This window comes from Varunaivibrio sulfuroxidans (assembly GCF_029318635.1).
Lineage (GTDB): Bacteria > Pseudomonadota > Alphaproteobacteria > Rhodospirillales > Magnetovibrionaceae > Varunaivibrio > Varunaivibrio sulfuroxidans.
This window is the reverse complement of sequence record NZ_CP119676.1, coordinates 584,827-605,691: the sequence shown is the minus strand read 5'-3', so window position 1 is coordinate 605,691 and position 20,865 is coordinate 584,827. Positions and strand designations below refer to the sequence as shown.

Annotated in this window: 22 protein-coding genes; 19 read left to right on the top strand and 3 right to left on the bottom strand. The window is 56.0% G+C overall.

Going from position 1 to position 20,865, the window contains the following annotated elements; all coding sequences use genetic code 11:
- Position 1: 1 nt before the first annotated feature.
- The 4 genes from P3M64_RS02740 to P3M64_RS02725 all read left to right on the top strand — a co-directional run bounded on the left by P3M64_RS02740 (position 2) and on the right by P3M64_RS02725 (position 3,284).
- Positions 2-913, top strand: coding sequence for an ABC transporter ATP-binding protein (locus P3M64_RS02740; RefSeq protein WP_132938203.1), 912 nt, complete (start codon positions 2-4; stop codon positions 911-913).
- 8 nt (positions 914-921) lie between these two features.
- Complete coding sequence (locus tag P3M64_RS02735; RefSeq protein WP_132938356.1) at positions 922-1,632, top strand: ABC transporter ATP-binding protein; 711 nt, start codon at positions 922-924, stop codon at positions 1,630-1,632.
- A gap of 23 nt (positions 1,633-1,655) precedes the next feature.
- Complete coding sequence (locus tag P3M64_RS02730; protein ID WP_132938204.1) at positions 1,656-2,015, top strand: DUF6867 family protein; 360 nt, start codon at positions 1,656-1,658, stop codon at positions 2,013-2,015.
- Positions 2,016-2,183: 168 nt separating this feature from the next.
- Positions 2,184-3,284, top strand: coding sequence for a branched-chain amino acid ABC transporter substrate-binding protein (locus tag P3M64_RS02725; protein WP_132938205.1), 1,101 nt, complete (start codon positions 2,184-2,186; stop codon positions 3,282-3,284).
- Positions 3,285-3,463: 179 nt separating this feature from the next.
- On the opposite strand, the gene P3M64_RS02720 is transcribed toward P3M64_RS02725, so the two are convergent.
- Positions 3,464-3,916, bottom strand: coding sequence for a MucR family transcriptional regulator (locus P3M64_RS02720; protein ID WP_132938206.1), 453 nt, complete (start codon positions 3,914-3,916; stop codon positions 3,464-3,466).
- Positions 3,917-4,334: 418 nt separating this feature from the next.
- Here P3M64_RS02720 and rpiB point away from each other — a divergent pair, with 418 nt between their 5' ends.
- From rpiB to P3M64_RS02665, 11 genes are all read left to right on the top strand, one after another.
- Positions 4,335-4,778: a ribose 5-phosphate isomerase B gene (rpiB, locus tag P3M64_RS02715; protein ID WP_132938207.1), complete on the top strand. Its 444-nt coding sequence runs from the start codon at positions 4,335-4,337 to the stop codon at positions 4,776-4,778.
- A gap of 40 nt (positions 4,779-4,818) precedes the next feature.
- The gene (gene glyA / locus P3M64_RS02710; protein WP_132938208.1) at positions 4,819-6,114 is read left to right on the top strand and encodes a serine hydroxymethyltransferase; all 1,296 of its coding nucleotides are present in this window, start codon (positions 4,819-4,821) and stop codon (positions 6,112-6,114) included.
- 25 nt (positions 6,115-6,139) lie between these two features.
- Entirely contained in the window at positions 6,140-6,595 is a 456-nt protein-coding gene (gene nrdR / locus P3M64_RS02705; protein ID WP_132938209.1) for a transcriptional regulator NrdR, read from the top strand.
- On the top strand, positions 6,582-7,733 hold the full coding sequence (gene ribD / locus P3M64_RS02700; RefSeq protein WP_243644711.1) for a bifunctional diaminohydroxyphosphoribosylaminopyrimidine deaminase/5-amino-6-(5-phosphoribosylamino)uracil reductase RibD: 1,152 nt from the start codon (positions 6,582-6,584) through the stop codon (positions 7,731-7,733). Before nrdR ends, ribD begins: the two co-directional genes overlap by 14 nt.
- A gap of 33 nt (positions 7,734-7,766) precedes the next feature.
- Positions 7,767-8,366, top strand: coding sequence for a riboflavin synthase (locus tag P3M64_RS02695; protein WP_132938210.1), 600 nt, complete (start codon positions 7,767-7,769; stop codon positions 8,364-8,366).
- Between the two features lie 5 nt (positions 8,367-8,371).
- Positions 8,372-9,487: a 3,4-dihydroxy-2-butanone-4-phosphate synthase gene (gene ribB, locus P3M64_RS02690; RefSeq protein WP_132938211.1), complete on the top strand. Its 1,116-nt coding sequence runs from the start codon at positions 8,372-8,374 to the stop codon at positions 9,485-9,487.
- Between the two features lie 2 nt (positions 9,488-9,489).
- Positions 9,490-9,957: a 6,7-dimethyl-8-ribityllumazine synthase gene (gene ribH / locus P3M64_RS02685; protein ID WP_132938212.1), complete on the top strand. Its 468-nt coding sequence runs from the start codon at positions 9,490-9,492 to the stop codon at positions 9,955-9,957.
- Entirely contained in the window at positions 9,954-10,454 is a 501-nt protein-coding gene (gene nusB / locus P3M64_RS02680; protein ID WP_132938213.1) for a transcription antitermination factor NusB, read from the top strand. Before ribH ends, nusB begins: the two co-directional genes overlap by 4 nt.
- Before the next feature lie 44 nt (positions 10,455-10,498).
- A complete protein-coding gene (thiL, locus tag P3M64_RS02675; protein ID WP_132938214.1) occupies positions 10,499-11,530 on the top strand; it encodes a thiamine-phosphate kinase in 1,032 nt (343 codons plus the stop codon).
- Between the two features lie 293 nt (positions 11,531-11,823).
- Positions 11,824-12,279, top strand: a complete 456-nt coding sequence (locus P3M64_RS02670; protein WP_132938215.1) for a hypothetical protein — start codon at positions 11,824-11,826, stop codon at positions 12,277-12,279.
- 711 nt (positions 12,280-12,990) lie between these two features.
- The gene (locus P3M64_RS02665; protein ID WP_132938216.1) at positions 12,991-15,087 is read left to right on the top strand and encodes a sodium-translocating pyrophosphatase; all 2,097 of its coding nucleotides are present in this window, start codon (positions 12,991-12,993) and stop codon (positions 15,085-15,087) included.
- Between the two features lie 81 nt (positions 15,088-15,168).
- On the opposite strand, the gene P3M64_RS02660 is transcribed toward P3M64_RS02665, so the two are convergent.
- Together P3M64_RS02660 and P3M64_RS02655 are read right to left on the bottom strand one after the other, a co-directional pair.
- The gene (locus P3M64_RS02660) at positions 15,169-15,432 is read right to left on the bottom strand and encodes a DUF6460 domain-containing protein (protein WP_132938217.1); all 264 of its coding nucleotides are present in this window, start codon (positions 15,430-15,432) and stop codon (positions 15,169-15,171) included.
- Between the two features lies 1 nt (position 15,433).
- Positions 15,434-15,628, bottom strand: a complete 195-nt coding sequence (locus P3M64_RS02655) for a YqaE/Pmp3 family membrane protein (protein ID WP_132938218.1) — start codon at positions 15,626-15,628, stop codon at positions 15,434-15,436.
- A 297-nt stretch (positions 15,629-15,925) separates the two neighbouring features.
- On the opposite strand from P3M64_RS02655, the gene P3M64_RS02650 reads away from it, so the two are divergent.
- From P3M64_RS02650 to tkt, 4 genes are all read left to right on the top strand, one after another.
- On the top strand, positions 15,926-16,546 hold the full coding sequence (locus P3M64_RS02650; protein WP_132938219.1) for a response regulator transcription factor: 621 nt from the start codon (positions 15,926-15,928) through the stop codon (positions 16,544-16,546).
- 367 nt (positions 16,547-16,913) lie between these two features.
- Positions 16,914-17,912, top strand: coding sequence for a fructose-bisphosphatase class II family protein (locus P3M64_RS02645; protein WP_132938220.1), 999 nt, complete (start codon positions 16,914-16,916; stop codon positions 17,910-17,912).
- Positions 17,902-18,843 carry a phosphoribulokinase gene (locus P3M64_RS02640; RefSeq protein ID WP_132938221.1) on the top strand — a complete coding sequence of 314 codons (942 nt, stop codon included), beginning with the start codon at positions 17,902-17,904 and terminating at the stop codon, positions 18,841-18,843. The genes P3M64_RS02645 and P3M64_RS02640 overlap by 11 nt, the downstream gene beginning before the upstream one ends.
- 14 nt (positions 18,844-18,857) lie before the next feature.
- Positions 18,858-20,837, top strand: a complete 1,980-nt coding sequence (tkt, locus tag P3M64_RS02635) for a transketolase (RefSeq protein ID WP_132938222.1) — start codon at positions 18,858-18,860, stop codon at positions 20,835-20,837.
- Positions 20,838-20,865: the final 28 nt, after the last annotated feature.

Here is a 20,865-nt window from a genome sequence, read left to right as displayed (position 1 = left end):
GATGACAAGCCCGAATCCACAACCGCTATTGACCGTCGAGCACCTGACCATGCGTTTCGGGGGGCTGGTGGCGATCAACGACGTGTCGTTCAAGGCGCAAGACCGCAAGATCACAGCCATCATCGGCCCCAACGGCGCCGGCAAGACGACCCTTTTCAACTGTTTGACCGGGTTTTACAAACCTTCGGAAGGACGGCTCGGCCTCAACCATCCGAGGCGCGGACAAATTTATTTGGAGCGACTGGAAGGGTTTCGTATCCCGCAAAAAGCGGGTGTGGCGCGCACCTTTCAGAATATTCGCCTATTTTCTCAGATGTCGGTTTTGGAAAATCTGGTGATTGCCCAGCACAATACCCTGATGCGGGCCTCGGGGATTACGGTCGGGGGGTTGCTTGGTCTTCCTTCCTATCGTAAGGCCGAGCGCGAAGCGGTGGAACTGGCGAAATATTGGCTCGACAAGGTCGGCCTGACCGACCGCGCGGATTGGGAGGCGGGCAATCTGCCTTACGGCGATCAACGCCGTCTGGAAATTGCCCGCGCCATGTGCACGAAACCGGTTTTGCTTTGCCTGGATGAGCCCGCGGCGGGGCTTAACCCCAGAGAGTCCGGGGATCTTAACACCTTGCTGATCAATATCCGTGACGAACAGAAAATCGGTCTTCTTCTGATCGAGCACGACATGAGCGTTGTGATGGGAATCTCCGATCATATTATCGTGCTCGATTATGGTACTAAAATCTCCGATGGCGCGCCCGATGCGGTGCGCAATGATCCGGCGGTGATCCGCGCCTATCTTGGTGAGGAAGAAGGCGAGGATATCCCCCCCGATGTCGCCGCGGATGCCGCAAGCAAGGCCGCGCATGAAAAAGAGGCCGCGCAAACGGCCCCAAAATCGGAAGAGGGGGAGGTCTGAGCATGGCGATGTTGGAAATTTCAGGCGTCCATACCTTTTATGGCCGCATCGAGGCGCTGCGTGGGGTTGATCTTACGGTCGAGGAAGGTGAGATCGTCACCATGGTGGGCGCCAATGGGGCGGGAAAATCGACACTGTTGATGACCCTGTGCGGTAACCCGCGCGCGGCGCAAGGCTCGATCGTTTTCGAGGGTCGAGACATTGCCGCCATGCCGACACACGACATCGTTTCGTTGGGCATTGCGCAATCCCCGGAAGGGCGGCGCATTTTTCCGCGCATGAGCGTACTCGAAAACCTGCAGATGGGGGCGATCAACACGGACGACGCCTTTTTCGATGATGATTTGGAAAAAGTTTTCGAGATGTTTCCGATCTTGAAACAGCGACAAGATCAACGCGGCGGAACCTTATCGGGTGGAGAACAGCAGATGCTGGCCATCGGTCGCGCCTTGATGAGCCGACCGCGCTTGTTGCTGCTTGACGAACCTTCCCTCGGTCTAGCCCCGCTGGTGGTGCGTCAAATTTTCGAGGTGATCAAGACGTTGAATAAAGAACAGGGGATGACCGTCTTTCTGGTCGAACAAAACGCCTACCATGCCCTGAAGCTGGCCCATCGCGGGTATGTCATGGTCAACGGCTTGATTACATTAAGCGGCAGCGGTACGGAATTGCTTAGCGACCCGGAAGTCCGCGCCGCATATTTGGAGGGCGGCGCATAAGCGCCGTGTTGAGGAGCCTGTTGATGGACAACATCCTTGGTACCACTTTTTTCGTTTATATCGGGATGAACATTTTTCTGATCGGATTCGCCGCCTACATGACCGGTCAAGCCATCGCCACGACGTGGCGTCCTATGTGGCAAATACTTCCGTACAGCGTTTTGCTTGGTTTGGCGTCGCGTTTTCTAACGTATGCTCTGTTTGATGGGCCGTTGCTTCATTTAAGTGGATTTTTGATCGGAACGTTGACCGTTTTCGCGATGTGTTGTCTGGGATATTTCATCAGCCGCGCTACGGTGATGGTTAATCAGTATCCCTGGCTTTACCGGCGCAACGGGTTGTTTGGATGGTCCGAAAAGACAGACGTGGCCAATGGCGAATAATACGAAAAATACACGCCGAAACGCCGCGTCTGATATGTGTTGCGTGTTGTTGCGTTGCGCAGCCGTGATACTGTTGTCCCCCTCGTCGTAGTCTCGATGAGTCTGTCAATCTTTGGCCCAGCCCAGGGGAAGGGTAGGAGGCTGTTAACTCAGGGAGGAGTACCTGGTATGTTGAATTGGAAGTCTTTAATCGTCGCGGGTGTGGTTTCCGCCGCCGCGATGAGTACCGCGCAGGCGGATATTTTAATCGCGACGGCCGGCCCGATGACCGGGCAGTACGCCGCCTTTGGTGAGCAGATGAAGCGTGGCGCCCTGATGGCGGTTGCCGATATCAACCGCGCCGGCGGCGTTTTGGGGCAAAAATTGAAGCTGGAAATCGGCGATGACGCATGCGATCCCAAGCAGGCCGTCGCCGTCGCCAACAAGTTGGCGGCCGATGGTGTTGTTTTCGTGGCCGGGCATTTTTGTTCCAGCTCCTCGATACCGGCATCCAAGGTGTATACCGAAGAAGGCGTTCTTCAGATTTCGCCGGCCTCCACCAATCCTAAATTGACGGACGATGGCGGCGATAACGTGTTCCGTACCTGCGGTCGTGACGACCAGCAGGGCGCCGTTGCCGGAGCTTATCTGTGGGACCACTTCAAGGGCAAGAAAATAGCCTTCCTTCATGACAAGACCGCATACGGTAAAGGTCTTGCCGACGAAACCAAGGCCGCGTACGAAGCCAAAGGCGGAAAGCCGGCGATGTATGAAGCCATTACCGCGGGTGAAAAAGATTATTCCGCAGTTGTTTCCAAGCTGAAATCCGCCGGCATCGACGTTGTTTATCTGGGCGGTTATCACACCGAAGCGGGGTTGATCATTCGTCAGGCCAAGGAACAGGGGTACACCCCGGTTCTGGTTTCCGGCGACGCCTTGGTGACCGACGAATATTGGAAAATCACGGGCGACGCCGGCGAAGGCACCCTGATGACCTTTAGCCCCGACCCCCGGAAAAACGCCGTCGCCGCGCCGATTGTGAAAGAATTTCAGGCCACGGGTTATGATCCGGAAGGTTATACCCTGTATACCTATGGCGCAATCCAGGCATGGGTCCAGGCCGTCGCCGCGGTCGGTTCCACGGACACCGATAAAGTCGCCGCCGAATTGCACAAAGGGAAATTCAAAACCGTCTTGGGCGATATTGGCTTTGACGCCAAAGGCGACGTCACCGCGCCGGGCTACGTTTTTTACAAGTGGTCTCACGGTAAATACGATTACGTGAAGTAAGGTTTTTGCTTCGCGCACACGCAAACGTGACCGATCGTATGGTCAAAAAGGCCCGGGACAATCAACCCGGGCCTTTTTATATGCATCGTTCACCGTCATTCATGCAGAAAATTAGTGTTGGCTGTGTATACTGGCGAACGCTGTCATGAAATGGTCACGATGACCATATCTAAGCCTGGTTACTTTTTGAGCGCCCCTTTAGCGCTTTGCTGGCCAAGGCCAATTTTTTTTGCGAAATCTGAACGGCGTTTCGCATAGTTAGGGGCGACCATTGGGTAATCGGGCGCCAAGTTCCATTTGGCCCTGTAGTCTTCCGGCGTCATGCCATAGGCTGTTCGCAAATGGCGTTTGAGCATCTTGAGTTTTTTTCCGTCTTCGAGACAGATGATAAAATCCGGAGTTATCGAACGGCGTACGGGAACGGCAGGCTTTTGCTGTTCTTGTACTTGGGGTTGAAGTTGAAGTTGGCAGACCGAAGTCAATGTCGTGTGAACCGTTTTGATAACATCTGGTATTTGGGCCGCAGGCACCTGGTTTTGTCCGACATATGCGGCAACAATATCGGCGGTTAAACGCACAATATCGTTCAGGGCCTCTGCGCTTCCATCAGGAGGCGTAACTTTTTCGTTCATAGCGTGTGACTTTTTCACTCTAGGTTTTATGAGTAGCGGTCTATTGCTACTTCAAATAGAAGTTTACTATACCTTTATACTTTTTAATCGATAGAAGTGTCAAATATTCCATTTAAAAAAAATATGAAATTCTTAAATTTTCAATCATCGCATATGAATAGATATGGGGTAGGTATGATTTCTTGTGGTTAAAATCGTTTATATAAGGTCAAATGATTGTATTTTTAACGTAACAGTGTATTCGTTTGAGTGCCGTAACAATAATTTTAGGTTACGTTCAGATGGGTTGATATACCTAATATCCCGACTTTGAAGAACATTCAGCCCACGAAACGTTGTGGCTGCTTGGCAGAGAGATTCGAGATATGGTATTTAGACGGCGTAGCCCCTCTCTTGAACCGGTATTTAGGGATGAATTATGGCCTCCTCAACAATCGCCGTCGCTTGTGACCACGGTGGGTTTCATCTTAAGGACACTCTGATGAATGCCGTCCACGACCTGGATTGGGATGTTCTCGATTTGGGCACCAATTCCATCGAATCGGTGGACTATCCGCAATTCGGATACGCCATGGCCAGGGCCATAAAAAACGGCGACGCTGAACGAGGAATTTTGATCTGCGGCAGCGGAATCGGAATATCCATCGCCGCGAACCGTTTCATCGAGGTGCGCGCCGCTCTTATCCACGACGGTCTGGGCGCGCGTTTGGCCAGACAGCACAACGACGCCAATGTGATTTGTTTCGGGGGGCGTATGATCGGCCCCGATTTGGCCGTCGATTGTCTGAAAATTTTCCTTTCAACCTCGTTCGAAGGCGGCCGTCATGCGCGCCGTGTGGACCAGTTGTCCGATCCACGGTGACAATCTCATAGCCTCATCATCCCTGCTTAGGAATATCCCTATGACCGATTATTCTTCGGATACACAAAATCATTTTTTCTCTCGTTCCCTCGCCGAAAGCGATCCCGAGGTTTTTGCCTCGATCGTTCGTGAGTTGGATCGCCAAAAGGATCAGATCGAATTGATCGCGTCCGAGAATATCGTCTCCAGGGCGGTATTGGAGGCCCAAGGGTCGGTTTTAACCAACAAATATGCCGAGGGTTATCCGGGGCGTCGTTATTATGGGGGGTGTGAATTTGTCGATGTCTCCGAAAGTCTGGCCATCGAACGGGCGAAAGAATTGTTCGACTGTGCTTATGTGAATGTGCAGCCGCATTCCGGGGCCCAAGCCAACGGCGCCGTTTTCATGGCGTTGCTTAAACCGGGCGACACCATTTTGGGGATGTCTCTTGCCGCCGGCGGTCATTTGACTCATGGCGCGCCTCCGGCGCAAAGCGGAAAGTGGTTCAACGCCGTTCAATACGGCGTGACGCCGGACACGCACCAGATCGACTATGATGAGGTGGCGCGTTTGGCGAAAGAACATCGGCCGAAATTGATTATCGCCGGTGGGTCGGCCTATCCAAGGGTTATCGATTTCAAACGGTTTCGTGAAATTGCCGATGAGGTCGGGGCGTTTTTAATGGTCGATATGGCGCACTTCGCCGGACTGGTCGCCGCGGGGGTTCATCCCAGCCCGCTCCCGCACGCCCACGTCGTTACATCGACGACACACAAAACCCTGCGCGGCCCTCGCGGCGGGATCGTGCTTAGCAACGATCTCGATTTGGGCAAAAAAATTAATTCCGCGGTTTTTCCGGGATTGCAGGGCGGTCCGTTGATGCACGTCATCGCCGCCAAGGCGGTCGCCCTTGGCGAAGCCCTCAGGCCGGAATTCAAGACCTACGCCACGGCCGTGCGCGATAACGCCCAGGTTTTGTCCAGGGTTCTCATCGAAAATGGCCTGGACATCGTTTCGGGAGGAACCGATACCCATGTCGTTTTGGTTGATCTTCGCCCCAAGAAACTGACCGGACGGGACGCCGAAGCGAGTCTGGAGCGCGCCGGCATGACCTGTAACAAGAACGGCATTCCCTTCGATCCGGAAAAACCGATGGTGACTTCGGGTGTCCGCCTGGGCACGCCGGCGGGGACGACGCGAGGGTTCGGCGTTGCCGAGTTCGAACAAATCGGGCACATGATCGGCGCCGTGCTCGACGGCTTGGCGTCGCCGGGCGACAACGGGGCGGCCGAGGCCGCCGCTCGCGAGAAGGTCGCCGATCTTTGCCGCAAATTTCCGATTTATGGCGGTCACTGAGGTACCAACGGGAGGGGATTAAGCCATGCGTTGTCCTTTTTGCGGGCATGATGACACACAGGTCAAGGATTCGCGACCGACGGAAGATAATGCGACTATTCGTCGGCGGCGTTTTTGCCCGTCGTGCGGATCGCGCTTTACAACTTTTGAGCGCGTTCAACTGCGCGAGCTGACCGTGGTCAAGCGCAGCGGCGAAAAATCGGTGTTCGATCGCGAAAAAGTAATGCGTTCGATGCGGGTCGCCTTGCGCAAGCGTCCGATCGATGACGACCGAGTGGAACGTATCGTTAACTCGATTCAGCGTCGCCTGGAGACGCTGGGCGAAAATGAAATTCCGACTAAAGTGATTGGAGAAATGATCATGGATCACCTTTCCAGTCTCGATCAAGTGGCTTATGTACGCTTTGCCTCGGTCTATCGCGATTTCCACGAGGCTAAGGATTTCAAGGAATTCGTCGGGAGTCTCAGTGACGACACCTGATCCATTGCGGAGCGCTTCTGCGAAGAGTTCCCCTCATGTCGCGCACGAGCGCGGCTATATGCGCGTCGCCCTGGGGCTGGCCCGGCGCGCGCTGGGCCGGGTGCATCCCAATCCTGCCGTCGGGTGTTTGCTTGTCCGGGATGGGGATGTCGTCGGACGCGGGTGGACACAGGCGGGCGGTCGCCCTCATGGCGAAACCATGGCGTTGCGTCAGGCCGGCGCGGCGGCGCGAGGCGCGACGGCCTATGTCACCTTGGAACCGTGCAGCCATCACGGACAAACCCCCCCATGCGCGGCGGCCTTGATCGCCGCGGGCGTAAAAAGGGTGGTGGTGGCGACGACGGACCCCGATCCCCGGGTCTCCGGGGCGGGAATCCGCGCTTTGGAAGAGGCCGGAGTCGCGGTCACGCTCAATGTGTTGAAAGATGAGGCGGATGATCTCAATGCCGGATTTTTCTTGCGCATTACCCGCCAACGTCCTTTGTTCACCTTGAAAAGTGCGACGACCCTGGATGGGAGAATTGCAACCGGGAGCGGGCAAAGCCAGTGGATCACCGGTCCCGAGGCGCGCGCGCGTGGGCATTTGTTACGGGCGCAACACGATGCCATTTTAACGGGCGTTTCAACCGTGGTCGCGGACGACCCCTCTTTGACATGCCGGATTGACGGGCTGTCCGAACGGTCTCCGATTAGGGTTGTTCTGGACGGTGCTTTGAAAATTCCCGTTCGTTCGACCTTGGTGCGCAGCGCCGCCGAGGTTCCTCTTTGGGTTTTCCATCACGCCGACGCAAATTTGCAAAAATGCAAAGCCCTGAAGGATGTGGGTGTGGAGATGATCGCCATTAAACCCGACAACGATACGCGGTTAAACCTTCCCGAGGTCGCGCACATTTTGGCGCAACGAGGGCTGACTCGGGTCCTCGTCGAGGCTGGTGCGACATTGAGCGGCGCTTTTGTCGCTGAAAATTTGGTCGATCGCATCGCCTGGTTCCAGGCCCCATCGCTGATCGGCGCGGACGGCCTGGCGGCGATCGGCCCGCTGAAATTGGAGACATTGGCGTGTATGGCGCGCTTCGATACTGAAGATGTGATTCCCTGCGGTGTGGATACGCTGGCATTTTTGCGGCGAAAGCCTTAAACATCTCGATCAGATTATTAAGGACCATCCGTTATGTTCACAGGAATTATCACCGATATCGGTACGCTTAGGGATGTACGTCGGGATTCGTCTTCCAAGCGGGAGGCGCATTTCACGATCGCCACCGCCTATGACACGACGACGATCGATATCGGCGCCTCGATCGCCTGCGCCGGGGCGTGTATGACGGTGACGCAAACGGGTCCCGATTGGTTTCGTGTCACGGCGTCGGGCGAAAGCCTGTCGAAAACCACCATGGGGGCCTGGACCGTGGGTGCGCGCATAAATCTGGAGCGCGCCCTGCGCCTTGGCGACGAACTTGGTGGGCACTTGGTGTCCGGTCATGTCGATGATGTTGGCGAAGTGACGGCCTTGCGCGAAGATGGCGAATCCTTGCGTATAACCGTTCGCGCGCCCGGCGAACTGGCCCGATTTATTTCGCCCAAAGGCTCTGTTGTGATCGACGGTGTTTCGTTGACCGTTAATGAAACCGATGGCGCGTGCTTTGGCGTCAATATCATCCCCCACACCCAGCAAGCGACAACGTTGTCGTCTCTCGGTGTCAACAGCCGAGTTAATCTGGAAATCGATATGTTGGCGCGCTACGTTGCGCGACTTTTGGAAAAGGAATAAGCCCCGTGCCCCACCGCCAATACCTGTCCTCTATCGATGAAATTATCGAAGACGCCCGCAACGGACGAATGTTCATTTTGGTGGACGACGAAGATCGCGAAAACGAGGGCGATCTCGTTATTCCGGCTCAGATGGCGACGCCGGAGGCAATTAATTTTATGGCGAAATATGGCCGGGGGCTGATTTGTCTGTCGTTGACCAACGCCCGCGTCCGTGAATTGAACCTGCCGCGCATGGCCAAACACAACGGTTCGCGCCACGAAACGGCGTTCACGGTATCGATCGAGGCCAAGGAAGGGGTGACTACGGGAATTTCCGCATCCGATCGCGCGCGCACGATTTCGGTCGCCATAGATCCCGCCAAGGGAATCCATGACATCGCCACGCCCGGTCACGTTTTTCCTTTGGAGGCGCGCGACGGCGGGGTCCTCGTGCGCGCCGGTCATACCGAGGCCGCGGTCGATGTATCGCGTTTGGCGGGATTGAACCCGTCGGGCGTGATCTGTGAAATTATGAACGAAGACGGCACGATGGCGCGGATGGACGATCTGATTGTCTTCGCCAAGACCCACCAATTGAAAATCGCGACCATCGCCGATTTGATCCGTTACCGCCTGCGCAACGATCACCTGGTCGAGCGGACCTTGAGCACGACATTGGACAGCGAATACGGTGGAACGTTCGATATGTCGGTTTATGTCAGCACCCTGAACTACGCCGAACATGTGGTCCTGAGCAAGGGGGACATCGCCACCAAGGAGCCGGTCTTGGTGCGCATGCACGCGCTGAATCTTCTTGAGGACGTGCTGGGCGACACCGCCTCTGGCAAGGCGCATGAACTGCATCGGGCGATGCGGGCCATTGCCGACGAGGGCCGCGGCGTTATCGTTTTGCTGCGCGAGCCCAATCCCGAGACGTTGTCGCAGAGAGTGCGTTCGAAGATGGGCGATGGCGACGGTGCGGGTGGGCAATTGCGTGATTACGGCGTCGGCGCGCAGATTTTGCGTGATCTCGGCTTGGGAGAAATCGTCCTGCTGTCCAATACTCAGCGTACGATCGTCGGCCTTGAGGGCTATGAATTGAAAGTGGTCGGTCAACGGCCGATCGGTGGAGGGGCGTAACCATGGTGGGCGACGATAGAGTCCTGATTGTCGAGGCGCGCTTTTACGAAGATATCGCAGACGAACTCGTCAAAGGGGCGGTGCGGGTTCTTGAAGACGCGGGGATACCCTACGACCGTGTCGCTGTTCCCGGCGTTTTCGAAATACCGGCGGCCATCCAGTTCGCGCGGCTGTCCACGATTAAAAACCCCAAGGCTCCAAAATATACGGGTTTTGTCGCTCTGGGTTGCGTGATTCGCGGGGAAACCACGCACTACGACTATGTCTGCATGGAATCGGCCCGCGCGCTCATGACGCTCACAACCGACGACAACGCCATCGCTTTGGGCTATGGTGTCGTGACGACGGAGAATATGGAACAGGCTTGGGCGCGCGCCGGGGTCGATCGTAAAAACAAGGGCGGCGACGTCGCCCGCGCCTGCGTGAGAATGATGGAGATCAAGCGTGACATGCGCCTGAGGGAAGAATGACCGTAAACGATACGCCCGCCGGGACGGAAAAAAAAGTTTCCGCGCTTAAAAAGAGAAGTGCGGCACGCCTTTCCGCCGTTCAAGCTTTGTATGAAATGGACGTATCGCACGCCGGCGCCGATCCGGTACTGCGTGAATTCATGCAGCGCCGCTGGTCCATCGGCGTTGGCGACGGCGACGACACGCTTCTTGTCGAGCCGGACCAAACTTTCTTGATCGAACTGGTGCGCGGCGTGACCGAACGCCTTGGCGAACTGGATAAAATCCTGGGATCGTCTTTGCGCGGCGAATGGACGGTGGAGCGCCTGGAGGTTTTACTGCGTGCGGTTCTGCGCGCCGGAACCTTGGAATTGGTTGGCCGCCCAGACATTCCCGCCAAGGTCGTCATCAGCGAGTACCTGGAAGTTTCTCACGCCTTCTTCTCCGGGTCGGAGCCGTCGTTGGTGAATGGCGTTCTCGACCGGATCGCCCATGTCGTGCGGGGCGATGAATTCTAAACGGGCCTGTTTTCGAACCCTCCGACAACGACGGAAGAACCTCCATGTCGATAGAAAAAGACCTGGGTGAATTCGATCGGATTTCTCATTTTTTCGCCCCTCTCGCACAGGGCCGCAAGGGCGCTTTTTCGCTCACGGACGACGGGGCGCTGATCGACGATGTCCCCCGCGATGGAAGCATGGTGGCGACGATGGACACCCTGGTCGAGGGCGTCCACTTTCTTACCGCATCCCCCCCCGAGACCGTGGCGCGCAAACTGATTGGGGTTAACCTTTCGGATCTTGCGGCAATGGGCGCGCGGCCCCATAGCTGTTTGTTGTCGCTGGCGTTACCAAGAAACATAGATGATTCCTGGCTCGCCTCCTTCGCGGGAACCCTGCGGACGATGCAGGATGAATTTTCCTTCGCCGTGATCGGCGGCGATACGGTCGCTACGCCGGGACCGCTTACGGTGACGTTGAGCGCGCTGGGGCATATCGCCGCGCCGGGCCGGGTGTTGCGCCGTTCGGCTGCGCGCCCCTCGCACGGGGTGTGCGTATCGGGCACAATTGGAGATGGCGCGCTGGGGCTGATCGCGGCGCGGGGGGGATTGACGGAGCTCGACGGTAACGACCGCGCTTATCTTATCGATCGCTATAATCATCCCCGTCCGCGTATCGGATTGGGACGGGTTTTAGCGAACCTCGCCCCCGAAACCGTTGGCGGCGTGTGTGATATTTCCGACGGCTTGCTGGCCGATCTCGGACACATAGGCGAACAATCCGGTGTGCGTTTCGATATCGACGCCACGCGAATTCCCTTGTCGCCGGCGACGCGCCACGCACTAGACCGCGATCCCTCCCTGATCGAAACGGTTCTCGGCGGCGGAGACGACTACGAATTGGTTTTTACGCTTGGCGATACGAGTCCGGGGTTCATTGAGAAAATTATCGCGGCGGGGCAGGTTGACGTGCATGTTATCGGCCATGCCGACGCCACGCCAAAAGCCAATGACGACGGCATACCCCTGGTTTCCGCCCGCGATGAAAGGGGGGAACGGATTACCGTTATCCACCCGGGCTACAGTCATTTTTGAAACCTCGTAAACGTCGCGTGCGGAGCAGAGGAGGACGCGCACCTTTATTGCCCTGTCATGTCTCGTTATACTAGTGGATCGACTCCGACGTTTCGCTCTCGCGAACCATCGGGCCGACCACTATCTATCTTTTTGTTGCAGTTTGATTTCTTCACACATTTGTTTCCAATTGCATCGGACTCAAATGTTAAACTCAAACCACTAGGCCGCGGACTCGATTATGGAACGCGATGGGGAGCGTTCTCATGGGGCTGCTTGATCAGGCGCACGATCTAAACCGATAGGACCGACAGATGAAAAAACTGGCCATCGCCATCGCCGCGGTTCTCATGCTGTCGGGGGGGACAATCAGTATCCTGAAATGGATGAAGATAGGCCCGTTTGCCGATACCACGGCAGAAAAATCGGATGCGATCAAACAGATCGATAACGCCACGCGGTTTATCGACATGGATCCGATGTTTATTCCTATTTTTAAAGATAACGGCGTCGCCGGCACGATCCAATTGCACTTTAAGTTTGAAGTTAACGGGGCGGATAATGAAAAAAAAGTCCGCCAAGTCGTGCGTCTTTTGAATAATGAAATTTTCAAGGATCTGTACGCCTATATCCCGCGCACGCTGCACAATAACAATACCCTGGATGTCGAACTGATTAAACATCGCTTGGAAATGGATGCGGCCAAGGTCCTCGGCCCCGGTGTCGTTAACGCCGCGCTAATTCAATCGATGACCAATAGCGGTGGGTGATCTTGGTGACGCGGATATAAGAGATATAAGATACGAGGCCACCGCTCGCCGATCGGATCTCCCGGATGGTATGCGGCCAGGAAAAACGACCGGTCCGATGTGTGTAAGCTAACCCCGCCGATGTGCAAGAGTTCTGTGATCTTGCCGACAAAGGCGTCGATAAAGGCTAAGGCTGGAACGCTTCAGGGCGTATTTGAGTTAACCGAGATTATGCCCCGCGGCGGGAAGCGTCGGGGTGATCGTCATCTCTGTACGGACAGGGGGGAGGGGGCGATTCCCATCTCGATGCACTATCGTGTATGCAATCATAAATAATTTCTATTATTTTCTTTCTTGCCGTAATTATCTGGTAGCGTGAGAAATATATTTTTTAATCATTTTTTAGAGGACGCGCGATCGCGTGGTGCGCAAAATACGCGCATTGATTTTATTCGTTGTGCGGTGCCTATCGTTACGATAAGTATACAAATGCTTATATTTCAGTGTGTAATTGCAATTTATCGTATAATTATAATATTAGATTTTAATGTAACTATTTGAAATTTAGTAAATAACAATAAGTATATCCGTCACGATTTTCTAATATATATACAATCTTGTCATATTACAGTTTGCTAATTTTCATAATTTCTGCCAAATTTTTCAAATAAATAAAGGACATCACCGGATTCAACCGGGGAGGCTTTTTTGAACCATCAAGGGTGAGAAAACATGTCGAATCTGTATTTATTAGTGATTGCCATGGCAATCTTGGCACTACTTTACGGACTTTATGCGATCCGTTCCATTCTCGCCGCGCCGGCGGGGACGGAGCGAATGCAGGAAATTGGGCGCGCCATTCAAGAAGGGGCGGGCGCATATTTGAAACGTCAATATACGACGATCGCCGTGGTCGGGGTCGTGGTTTGCGCCTTGTTGGGGCTGCGTTTGGGCGTTCATGCCGCCGTTGGTTTCGCCATCGGTGCTTTTTTATCGGGCGTCACGGGCTTTATCGGGATGCACGTCTCCGTGCGCGCCAACGTGCGCACCGCCGAAGCCGCGCGGACCCAAGGTCTTGCGGCGGCGATGGGGATCGGGTTTAAATCCGGCGCGGTCACCGGCATGCTGGTCGTCGGTTTGGGTCTTCTTGGCGTTACCGGCTATTACATGTACATGCGCTCCATCGTCGATCCATCGACCGCCGCAGGCGTGCGTCATATTCTCGAATCCCTGGTCGCCCTGAGTTTCGGTGCGTCCTTGATCTCCATCTTCGCCCGTCTCGGCGGTGGCATCTTTACAAAGGGTGCGGACGTCGGCGGTGATCTGGTCGGTAAGGTCGAGGCCGGAATTCCGGAAGACGACCCCCGCAACCCCGCGACCATCGCCGACAACGTGGGCGATAACGTGGGCGATTGCGCCGGGATGGCGGCCGACCTTTTCGAAACCTACGCGGTGACGATCGTAGCGACCATGTTGCTGGGGGGGATTTTCTTCACCGGCGCGGCACAGGAAACGCTTATGGTGTTCCCGTTGCTGGTTGGCGGCGTGTGCATCATCGGTTCGGTGATTGGAACTTTTTTCGTGAAATTGGGGGCCTCGAACAATGTGATGGGCGCCCTTTACAAGGGTTTCATCGCCACGGCGATTATTTCCGGAATTTTGATCGCCGGACTTATCGCCACGTTGATCGGTTTCGGCACAAGCTTCACCACCTCCTCCGGTCTGACGTTCACGGGCTTTAACCTGTTCGTTTGCTCCTTGGCCGGCCTGGGCATGACCGGGCTTTTGATTTGGATAACCGAATACTACACCGGCACCGATTACCGACCGGTAAAAAGCATCGCGCTTGCCTCGACCACCGGGCACGGCACCAACGTGATTCAGGGTTTGGCCGTTTCCATGGAGGCGACCGCGTTGCCGGTGTTGGTGATCAGCGCCACGATCATTATCACCTATCTCAGCGCCGGATTGTTCGGTATCGCCGTTGCGGCGACCACGATGTTGGCCTTGGCCGGTATCGTTGTCGCTCTGGACGCCTTCGGTCCGGTGACCGATAACGCCGGCGGTATCGCCGAAATGGCGGATTTGCCCGCCGATGTTCGCGTTACGACGGACGCTTTGGACGCCGTTGGAAATACCACTAAAGCGGTTACCAAAGGGTACGCCATCGGATCCGCCGGCCTTGCCGCGTTGGTTTTGTTCGCTGCGTACACGGAAGACCTGGTGCACTATTTCCCCACCCTCCACGTCACCTTCAGCCTACAGAACCCGTATGTCATGATCGGGCTGTTTATTGGTGGATTGCTGCCTTATTCCTTTGGCGGCATGAGCATGATGGCGGTCGGTCGGGCCGGGGGCGCGGTGGTGCGTGAAGTGCGCCGCCAGTTCAAGGAAATTCCGGGCATCATGGAAGGGACCACCAAGCCGGATTACGCGGCGTGCGTCGATCTGCTGACCAAGGCCGCCATCAAGGAAATGATTATTCCGTCCTTGTTGCCGGTTTTGGCGCCGATTGTGGTTTATTTCGCGGTCAATGCGTTCGCCGGTCAAACGGCGGCGTTTAGCGCCTTGGGCGCGATGCTTCTGGGCACGATCGTCACCGGCCTGTTCGTCGCCATTTCGATGACGGCGGGCGGCGGTGCTTGGGATAACGCCAAGAAGTATATCGAAGACGGCAACTACGGCGGTAAGGGTTCGGAAGCCCATAAAGCCGCGGTTACCGGCGATACGGTTGGCGATCCTTATAAAGATACGTCGGGCCCAGCGGTCAACCCGTTGATCAAAATCACCAACATCGTTGCGATTTTGCTGCTGGCGTTTGTCGCCTAACGGCGGCATCGTTAAAGGAAAAGGCCCGGCATATGCCGGGCCTTTTTTTGTTGTGAGCTTATCTCGAACAATGTCGGGAAATTAAATTTTTCCGCGAACATAGCGCCAAAGCACTAGGGCGAGCCATATCGGAATGACCACGACGGCGCCCAATAGGATGTAGGGAACGGCGGTCTCCACCCACCCCACGACGATGGAAAAAACGGCCCTGACAGTATCGCCAAAGCGGGTCAGGAGTTCCTCGGGGCGCATATTGAACAGCGACAACAGCAAGCCGACGATGAGCGAAATGACGATCAGCTTTAAAACGGGAACGCGGAAATTCCTAAAATGCGGTTCGCCCATTTTAAGTTCTGGTTCCCATCGCGCGCTCTATTTTTTTATCGGTCTTATATTGGCTAAGGGCGTAGACGGACCAGATGGCCGCGGGAATCCAGCCGATAAGCGATATCTGCAAAAGCAGGCAAATAATCCCGGCAATGGGTCTTCCTATGGTGAAGAATTGTAACCAGGGCAGGAAAATGGCGAGAATGAGCCTCATTGACCCCTCCTATACGGGATGTAAAACAACAAAACGATGGCGTCCATTCATAGCAGATCGTTTATGGAAATCTATATTAAGATCGTCCTCTTTCGTGTGCTGGGCAGGTGCGTACGAAAGACAGGAAACGATTTTGTTCAAAAAGGGCCATAATCGAGTGCGCGCCCTAAGACGAAATAATTTTTCAAAAGATACCCACGTATTGGTTACATTTGTCTTTTCTAAAGTGGTGTTTTCCCGCATAGTATTTAGAAAACCTACCCGTTAGGGGGGACTGCGCCAGGGGGAGCCTTCACAGTGGCCGAAGACAAGGGTGCCATAGAAGTTGTCGTCGCGGATAAATCGCCGTTGATGTTGCATGCGTTGACCCAGCTTTTCGGCGGCGACGACAGGTTTTCCTTGGTCGCGACGGCGGCCGATGGGGAGCGTTTCATGGAGGCCGTCGATAGGTTGTGTTTCGATGTTGGCGTTATCGGCTGGAATATGCCGTACATGACCGGACAGGGGGTTTTGCAGTCGATCAAAAACACCGAGTGTCCGCCCAAAATTGTCGTTTTTACCGGAAACATGGTCGGCGATGTTCCTCGTCAGGTGATGCATTTGGGTGGGGCCGGTTTTTGTTCAAAAACGGAGCGTCCCGAGAAGTTGATCGATACGGTCGTCGCGGTATCGGAAGGACGCATGGTTTTCCCGTTTATGGACCTGTCCCGCCCCAGCAACGATCCCTTCGCCAGTCTGACCGCGCGTGAGCAGGAATTGTTATGTTCTGTCGCACAGGGTCGGACGAATGCTCAAATCGCGGGAGACTTGGACATTTCGTTGAACACGGTGAAGTTTCATCTCAAAAATCTATACGGAAAATTGGACGTTAAAAACCGCGCCCAGGCCGTCGCCTCTTATTTGAATGCGCATGCCTGACGGCGGCGTCTATGCTGAGGACATTAATTCCGTCTTTCATAACGTAAAAAAACTGGGCGCGCGCCACATGCCCTCCTTCGGGCGCAGACTCTTGATTTTCCGCTACCTACCCGAAAGAGTTTTTTTGGCTCCCCTTGCGGGTGTTCCCTTGCGCCGCCTGGGATTCAATGATGCGGCTGCGTCCACCTAGGGGGAAATTTGGACGTCCTCTCGGCCACGGGGGCGCTATGGGAGCGCCATGAGGGGGGCCATGGGATGAACGGGGTTGGGTTATCCACGATTGTATCCGGGATCGCGTGAACGGCGTCAGACTCGTGACCGATCCGCTACGGAATCAATCCGCTATGGAATCAAATAGGGTAGGGCGATGAGCGACGCGTCTATTGAGGATCCATTATTTGTCTACGCGTTGCGCAACGCAACCGAGGCCGCGGCTCGCGCTGCGTATGATTGGATCGGACGCGGCGATCGCGGTCGGGGGGACCGCGGGGCCATATCCGCGATGCGTGGCGAACTCGACAAATTACCGGTTCACGGGCGCATCGTCGTCGGTGAAAGCAATCCTGAGGATAGCGGCCTGTCGGTCGGAGAGGTGATCGGGGGGGGAACGGTCGCGATGCGCTTTGACATCGCGGCCGACCCGATCGAAGGTATGTCGTATTTGGCGCGGGGGATGACCAATGCGATGGCGGTGATCGCTCTGACCGTCGAAGGCGCCATGTTCGATCCGGGGCCGGCGTTTTACATGGAAAAATTTGCCGCTCCACCAGCCGCGCGCGGCAAGATCGATCCCGCGGCGCCGTTGGAGGAGAAATTGAAAAATCTCGCCAACGCGCTGGATAAGCCTATAGACGAATTGACGATTTTTGTTTTGGAGAAGCCACGCCATCGCAATTTAGTCGAGCGTATTCACAACGCGGGCGCGCGGGTGGCGTTGTACCCGGCGGGCGATGTCGCGGGCGCTTTGATGGCGGCGATGCCCAATTCGGGAATCGATGCCTTGATGGGCTGCGGCGGTGCGCGCGAGGGGTTGCTTTCGGCTTGTGCGATCCGCGCCTTGGGAGGCGAATTTATGGCCCGTCTCGATCCGCAACTGGCCACCGAAAAGGCCGAAGTCGCCAAGGCCGGAATGAACACCGCGTCGTGGATGGCGTTGGAAACGTTAATCCGTTCGCCGCAGGTTTATTTTTGCGCTACGGGCATTACCACGGGGTTGCTGTTCGAGGGTATTGTGCGCAGACCCGATCATGAGCAAACGCAAACGCTTCTAATTTCGGGAAGCGGAGAGAGGCAAGTTCTGACGACGTTCCATCGCACCCGGGGAAGTCTCCCGAGATATGACGGGGACGATAAAAATGCCGTTTAAGAAATTGGAACGCCCCATTATCTTGGGCATCGTCGGTGATTCCGCGTCGGGAAAAAGCACCCTAGCCGACGGTATCGCGCAGATTTTGGGGGCCGATCGGGTCGTGACGATATGTACCGACGATTATCACAGCCTGTCGCGGGCGGCGCGGGTGGAGCGGGGGGTCACAGCGCTTAGCCCCGAGGCCAATTACACCGACATCCTGGAACAGCATATCGGCCTGTTACGCCAGGGAAGGCCGATCTTAAAGCCGGTCTACAATCATGTCTCCGGGGATTTCGACACGCCGCAGTATGTTCGCCCGAAGGAATTTATCATTCTTGAAGGGCTGCTCGGGTATTCGACTCGGCAGATGCGCGATTGTTACGACGTTAAAATTTTTCTCGAACCGCACGAGGCGCTGCGCATCAAATGGAAGATCAAGCGCGACACTCATATGCGGGGCTATACCGTGGACGAGGCGCGGCGCACGTTGGCGCGGCGGGTTGAAGACAGCGTGCATTGCATCCTGCCGCAACGCACTTTTGCCGATATGGTCGTCAGCTTCTACCCGCCCGACAGCAATCACGACGAAAGCGGGGCGCACCTCAATGTGCGCCACACCCTGCGCCCGACGCTGCCCCACCCGGATTTGACCCCGGTGCTTGAAGTCGGGGCGATGAAAAAAGGTTTCCGTCTTGAATTGGCGCGCGATATCGACGGAAAACCGGTCGATGTCCTGGATATTTCAGGGGATATCGACGGCAAGCGCGCCAAGGCCGTGGAGGACTTGTTGTGGAATCTGATACCGGAGGCCCAACACCTGCGCGAAAACGTCGGAAAATTCTACGACGACCAAAATCAACTGGCTCTCAGCCATCCGCTCGCCCTGTCGCAGCTTTTGGTGACGTATCACATGATCAAAGCCGCTCAGGGACATCACGCGATCTAAGGGGACCTCAATCGATGACCGCGACGCATAATGAAATGGCCAACGCAATCCGCTTCTTGTCGGTGGACGCCGTGCAAAAGGCAAAATCCGGACACCCGGGAATGCCCATGGGCATGGCCGACGTGGCTACCGTTCTTTTTACCAAATTTTTAAAATTCGACCCCAAGGCGCCCCATTGGCGCGACCGCGACCGTTTCGTGCTGTCGGCCGGTCACGGATCGATGTTGATGTATTCCCTGCTGTATCTTGCGGGCTACGACGACGTAACCATGGACGACATCAAAAATTTCCGTCAGCTCGGCGCGAAAACGGCGGGGCACCCGGAATATGGACACGTCGAAGGGGTCGAAACCACGACAGGGCCGTTGGGGCAGGGGATCACCACCGCCGTCGGCATGGCGCTGGCGGAAAAAATGCAAAACGCCCACTTCGGCGACGATATGGTGGATCATTACACCTACACCATCGCCGGTGACGGCTGCCTGATGGAAGGGATCTCCCAGGAGGCGATTTCGATCGCCGGTCACTTGAAGTTGAGCAAGATGATCGTGTTTTGGGACGACAATTCGATCTGCATCGACGGCAATACCAACTTGACCCTGAGCGACAATCAGCGCCAGCGTTTCGAGGCGTCGGGCTGGGATACGCAGCAGGTTGACGGCCACGATCCCGCCGCCATCGAGGCGGCGATCGTCAAGGCGAAGAAATCCGGCGCGCCGTCCCTGATCGCCTGCAAAACCACCATCGGTTATGGCGCGCCGACCAAGGCGGGCACCCACGACACCCACGGCGCGCCCCTGGGCGATGAGGAAATCAAAGGTATGCGCGAAGGCCTGGGCTGGCGCGCCGAACCGTTCGAGATTCCCGACGACATCTTAGAAAGCTGGCGTTCGGCCTGTGCGCGCGGCTCGGCCGACCGGCAGAACTGGGAATCCGCACTTAAAAACGCCGATCCCAAGGCGCGCGAAAAATTCGACGCCCTGTATAGCGATCAGCTCCCCGCGGGGTGGATGGAGGCGCTTAACGCCTTCAAGAAAAAGATGTCCGCCGAAGCGCCCAAGCTGGCGACCCGCCAGGCTTCGGGCAAGACCCTCGAAGTTTTGACCAAAAATATCCCCGCGATGATCGGCGGCTCGGCCGACTTGACGGGGTCGGTCAACACCAAGACCCCTTCGACCGCCTCGATCACCAACAGTGACTTTACCGGACGGTATATCCACTACGGTGTGCGCGAGCACGCCATGTCGGCGGTGATGAACGGCTTGTCATTGCATGGTGGATATATTCCCTACTCTGGAACATTCGCGGTTTTCGCCAACTACATGATGGGCGGGATTCGGCTTTCGGCGTTGATGGAAAAACGGGTGATTTATGTTTTGACCCACGATTCGATCGGCCTCGGCGAAGACGGCCCCACGCATCAGCCCGTTGAAACCTTGGCGATGTTGCGCGCCCTGCCGAATTTCAACACCATGCGTCCGTGCGACGTGGTGGAAACGGCGGAATGTTGGGCCCTGGCCGTCGCCAATACCAAAACCCCGACAGGCATGGTCTTGACCCGCCAGGGTCTGCCCACCCTGCGCACGACGTATACCGACGACAACCTGTCGGCGCGCGGCGCGTATGTCCTGGCCGAGGCCGATGGCGCGCGCAAGGTGACGATCATGGCCACCGGATCGGAAGTATCGATCGCCATGGACGCTCGCGCCGCACTGCAAGGCGACGGCATTCCCACCGCCGTTGTTTCAATGCCGTGTTGGGAGCTTTTCAACGATCAAGATGATGCGTATAAAGCATCGGTTTTAGGCGCCGAAGGCGGCGTGCGCATCGGCGTCGAAGCGGCGATGCGCTTCGGCTGGGACGCCTATTTGGGAAGCAACGGCGATTTTGTCGGGATGAATTCGTTCGGGGCCTCGGCGCCGGCGCCGGAACTCTACAAACACTTCGGCATTACCGCCGAAAATGTCGTCGCCAAGGCAAAAGCCCGCGTCTAAGGCGGGGGGGAATTTTATTCGGAGGAAA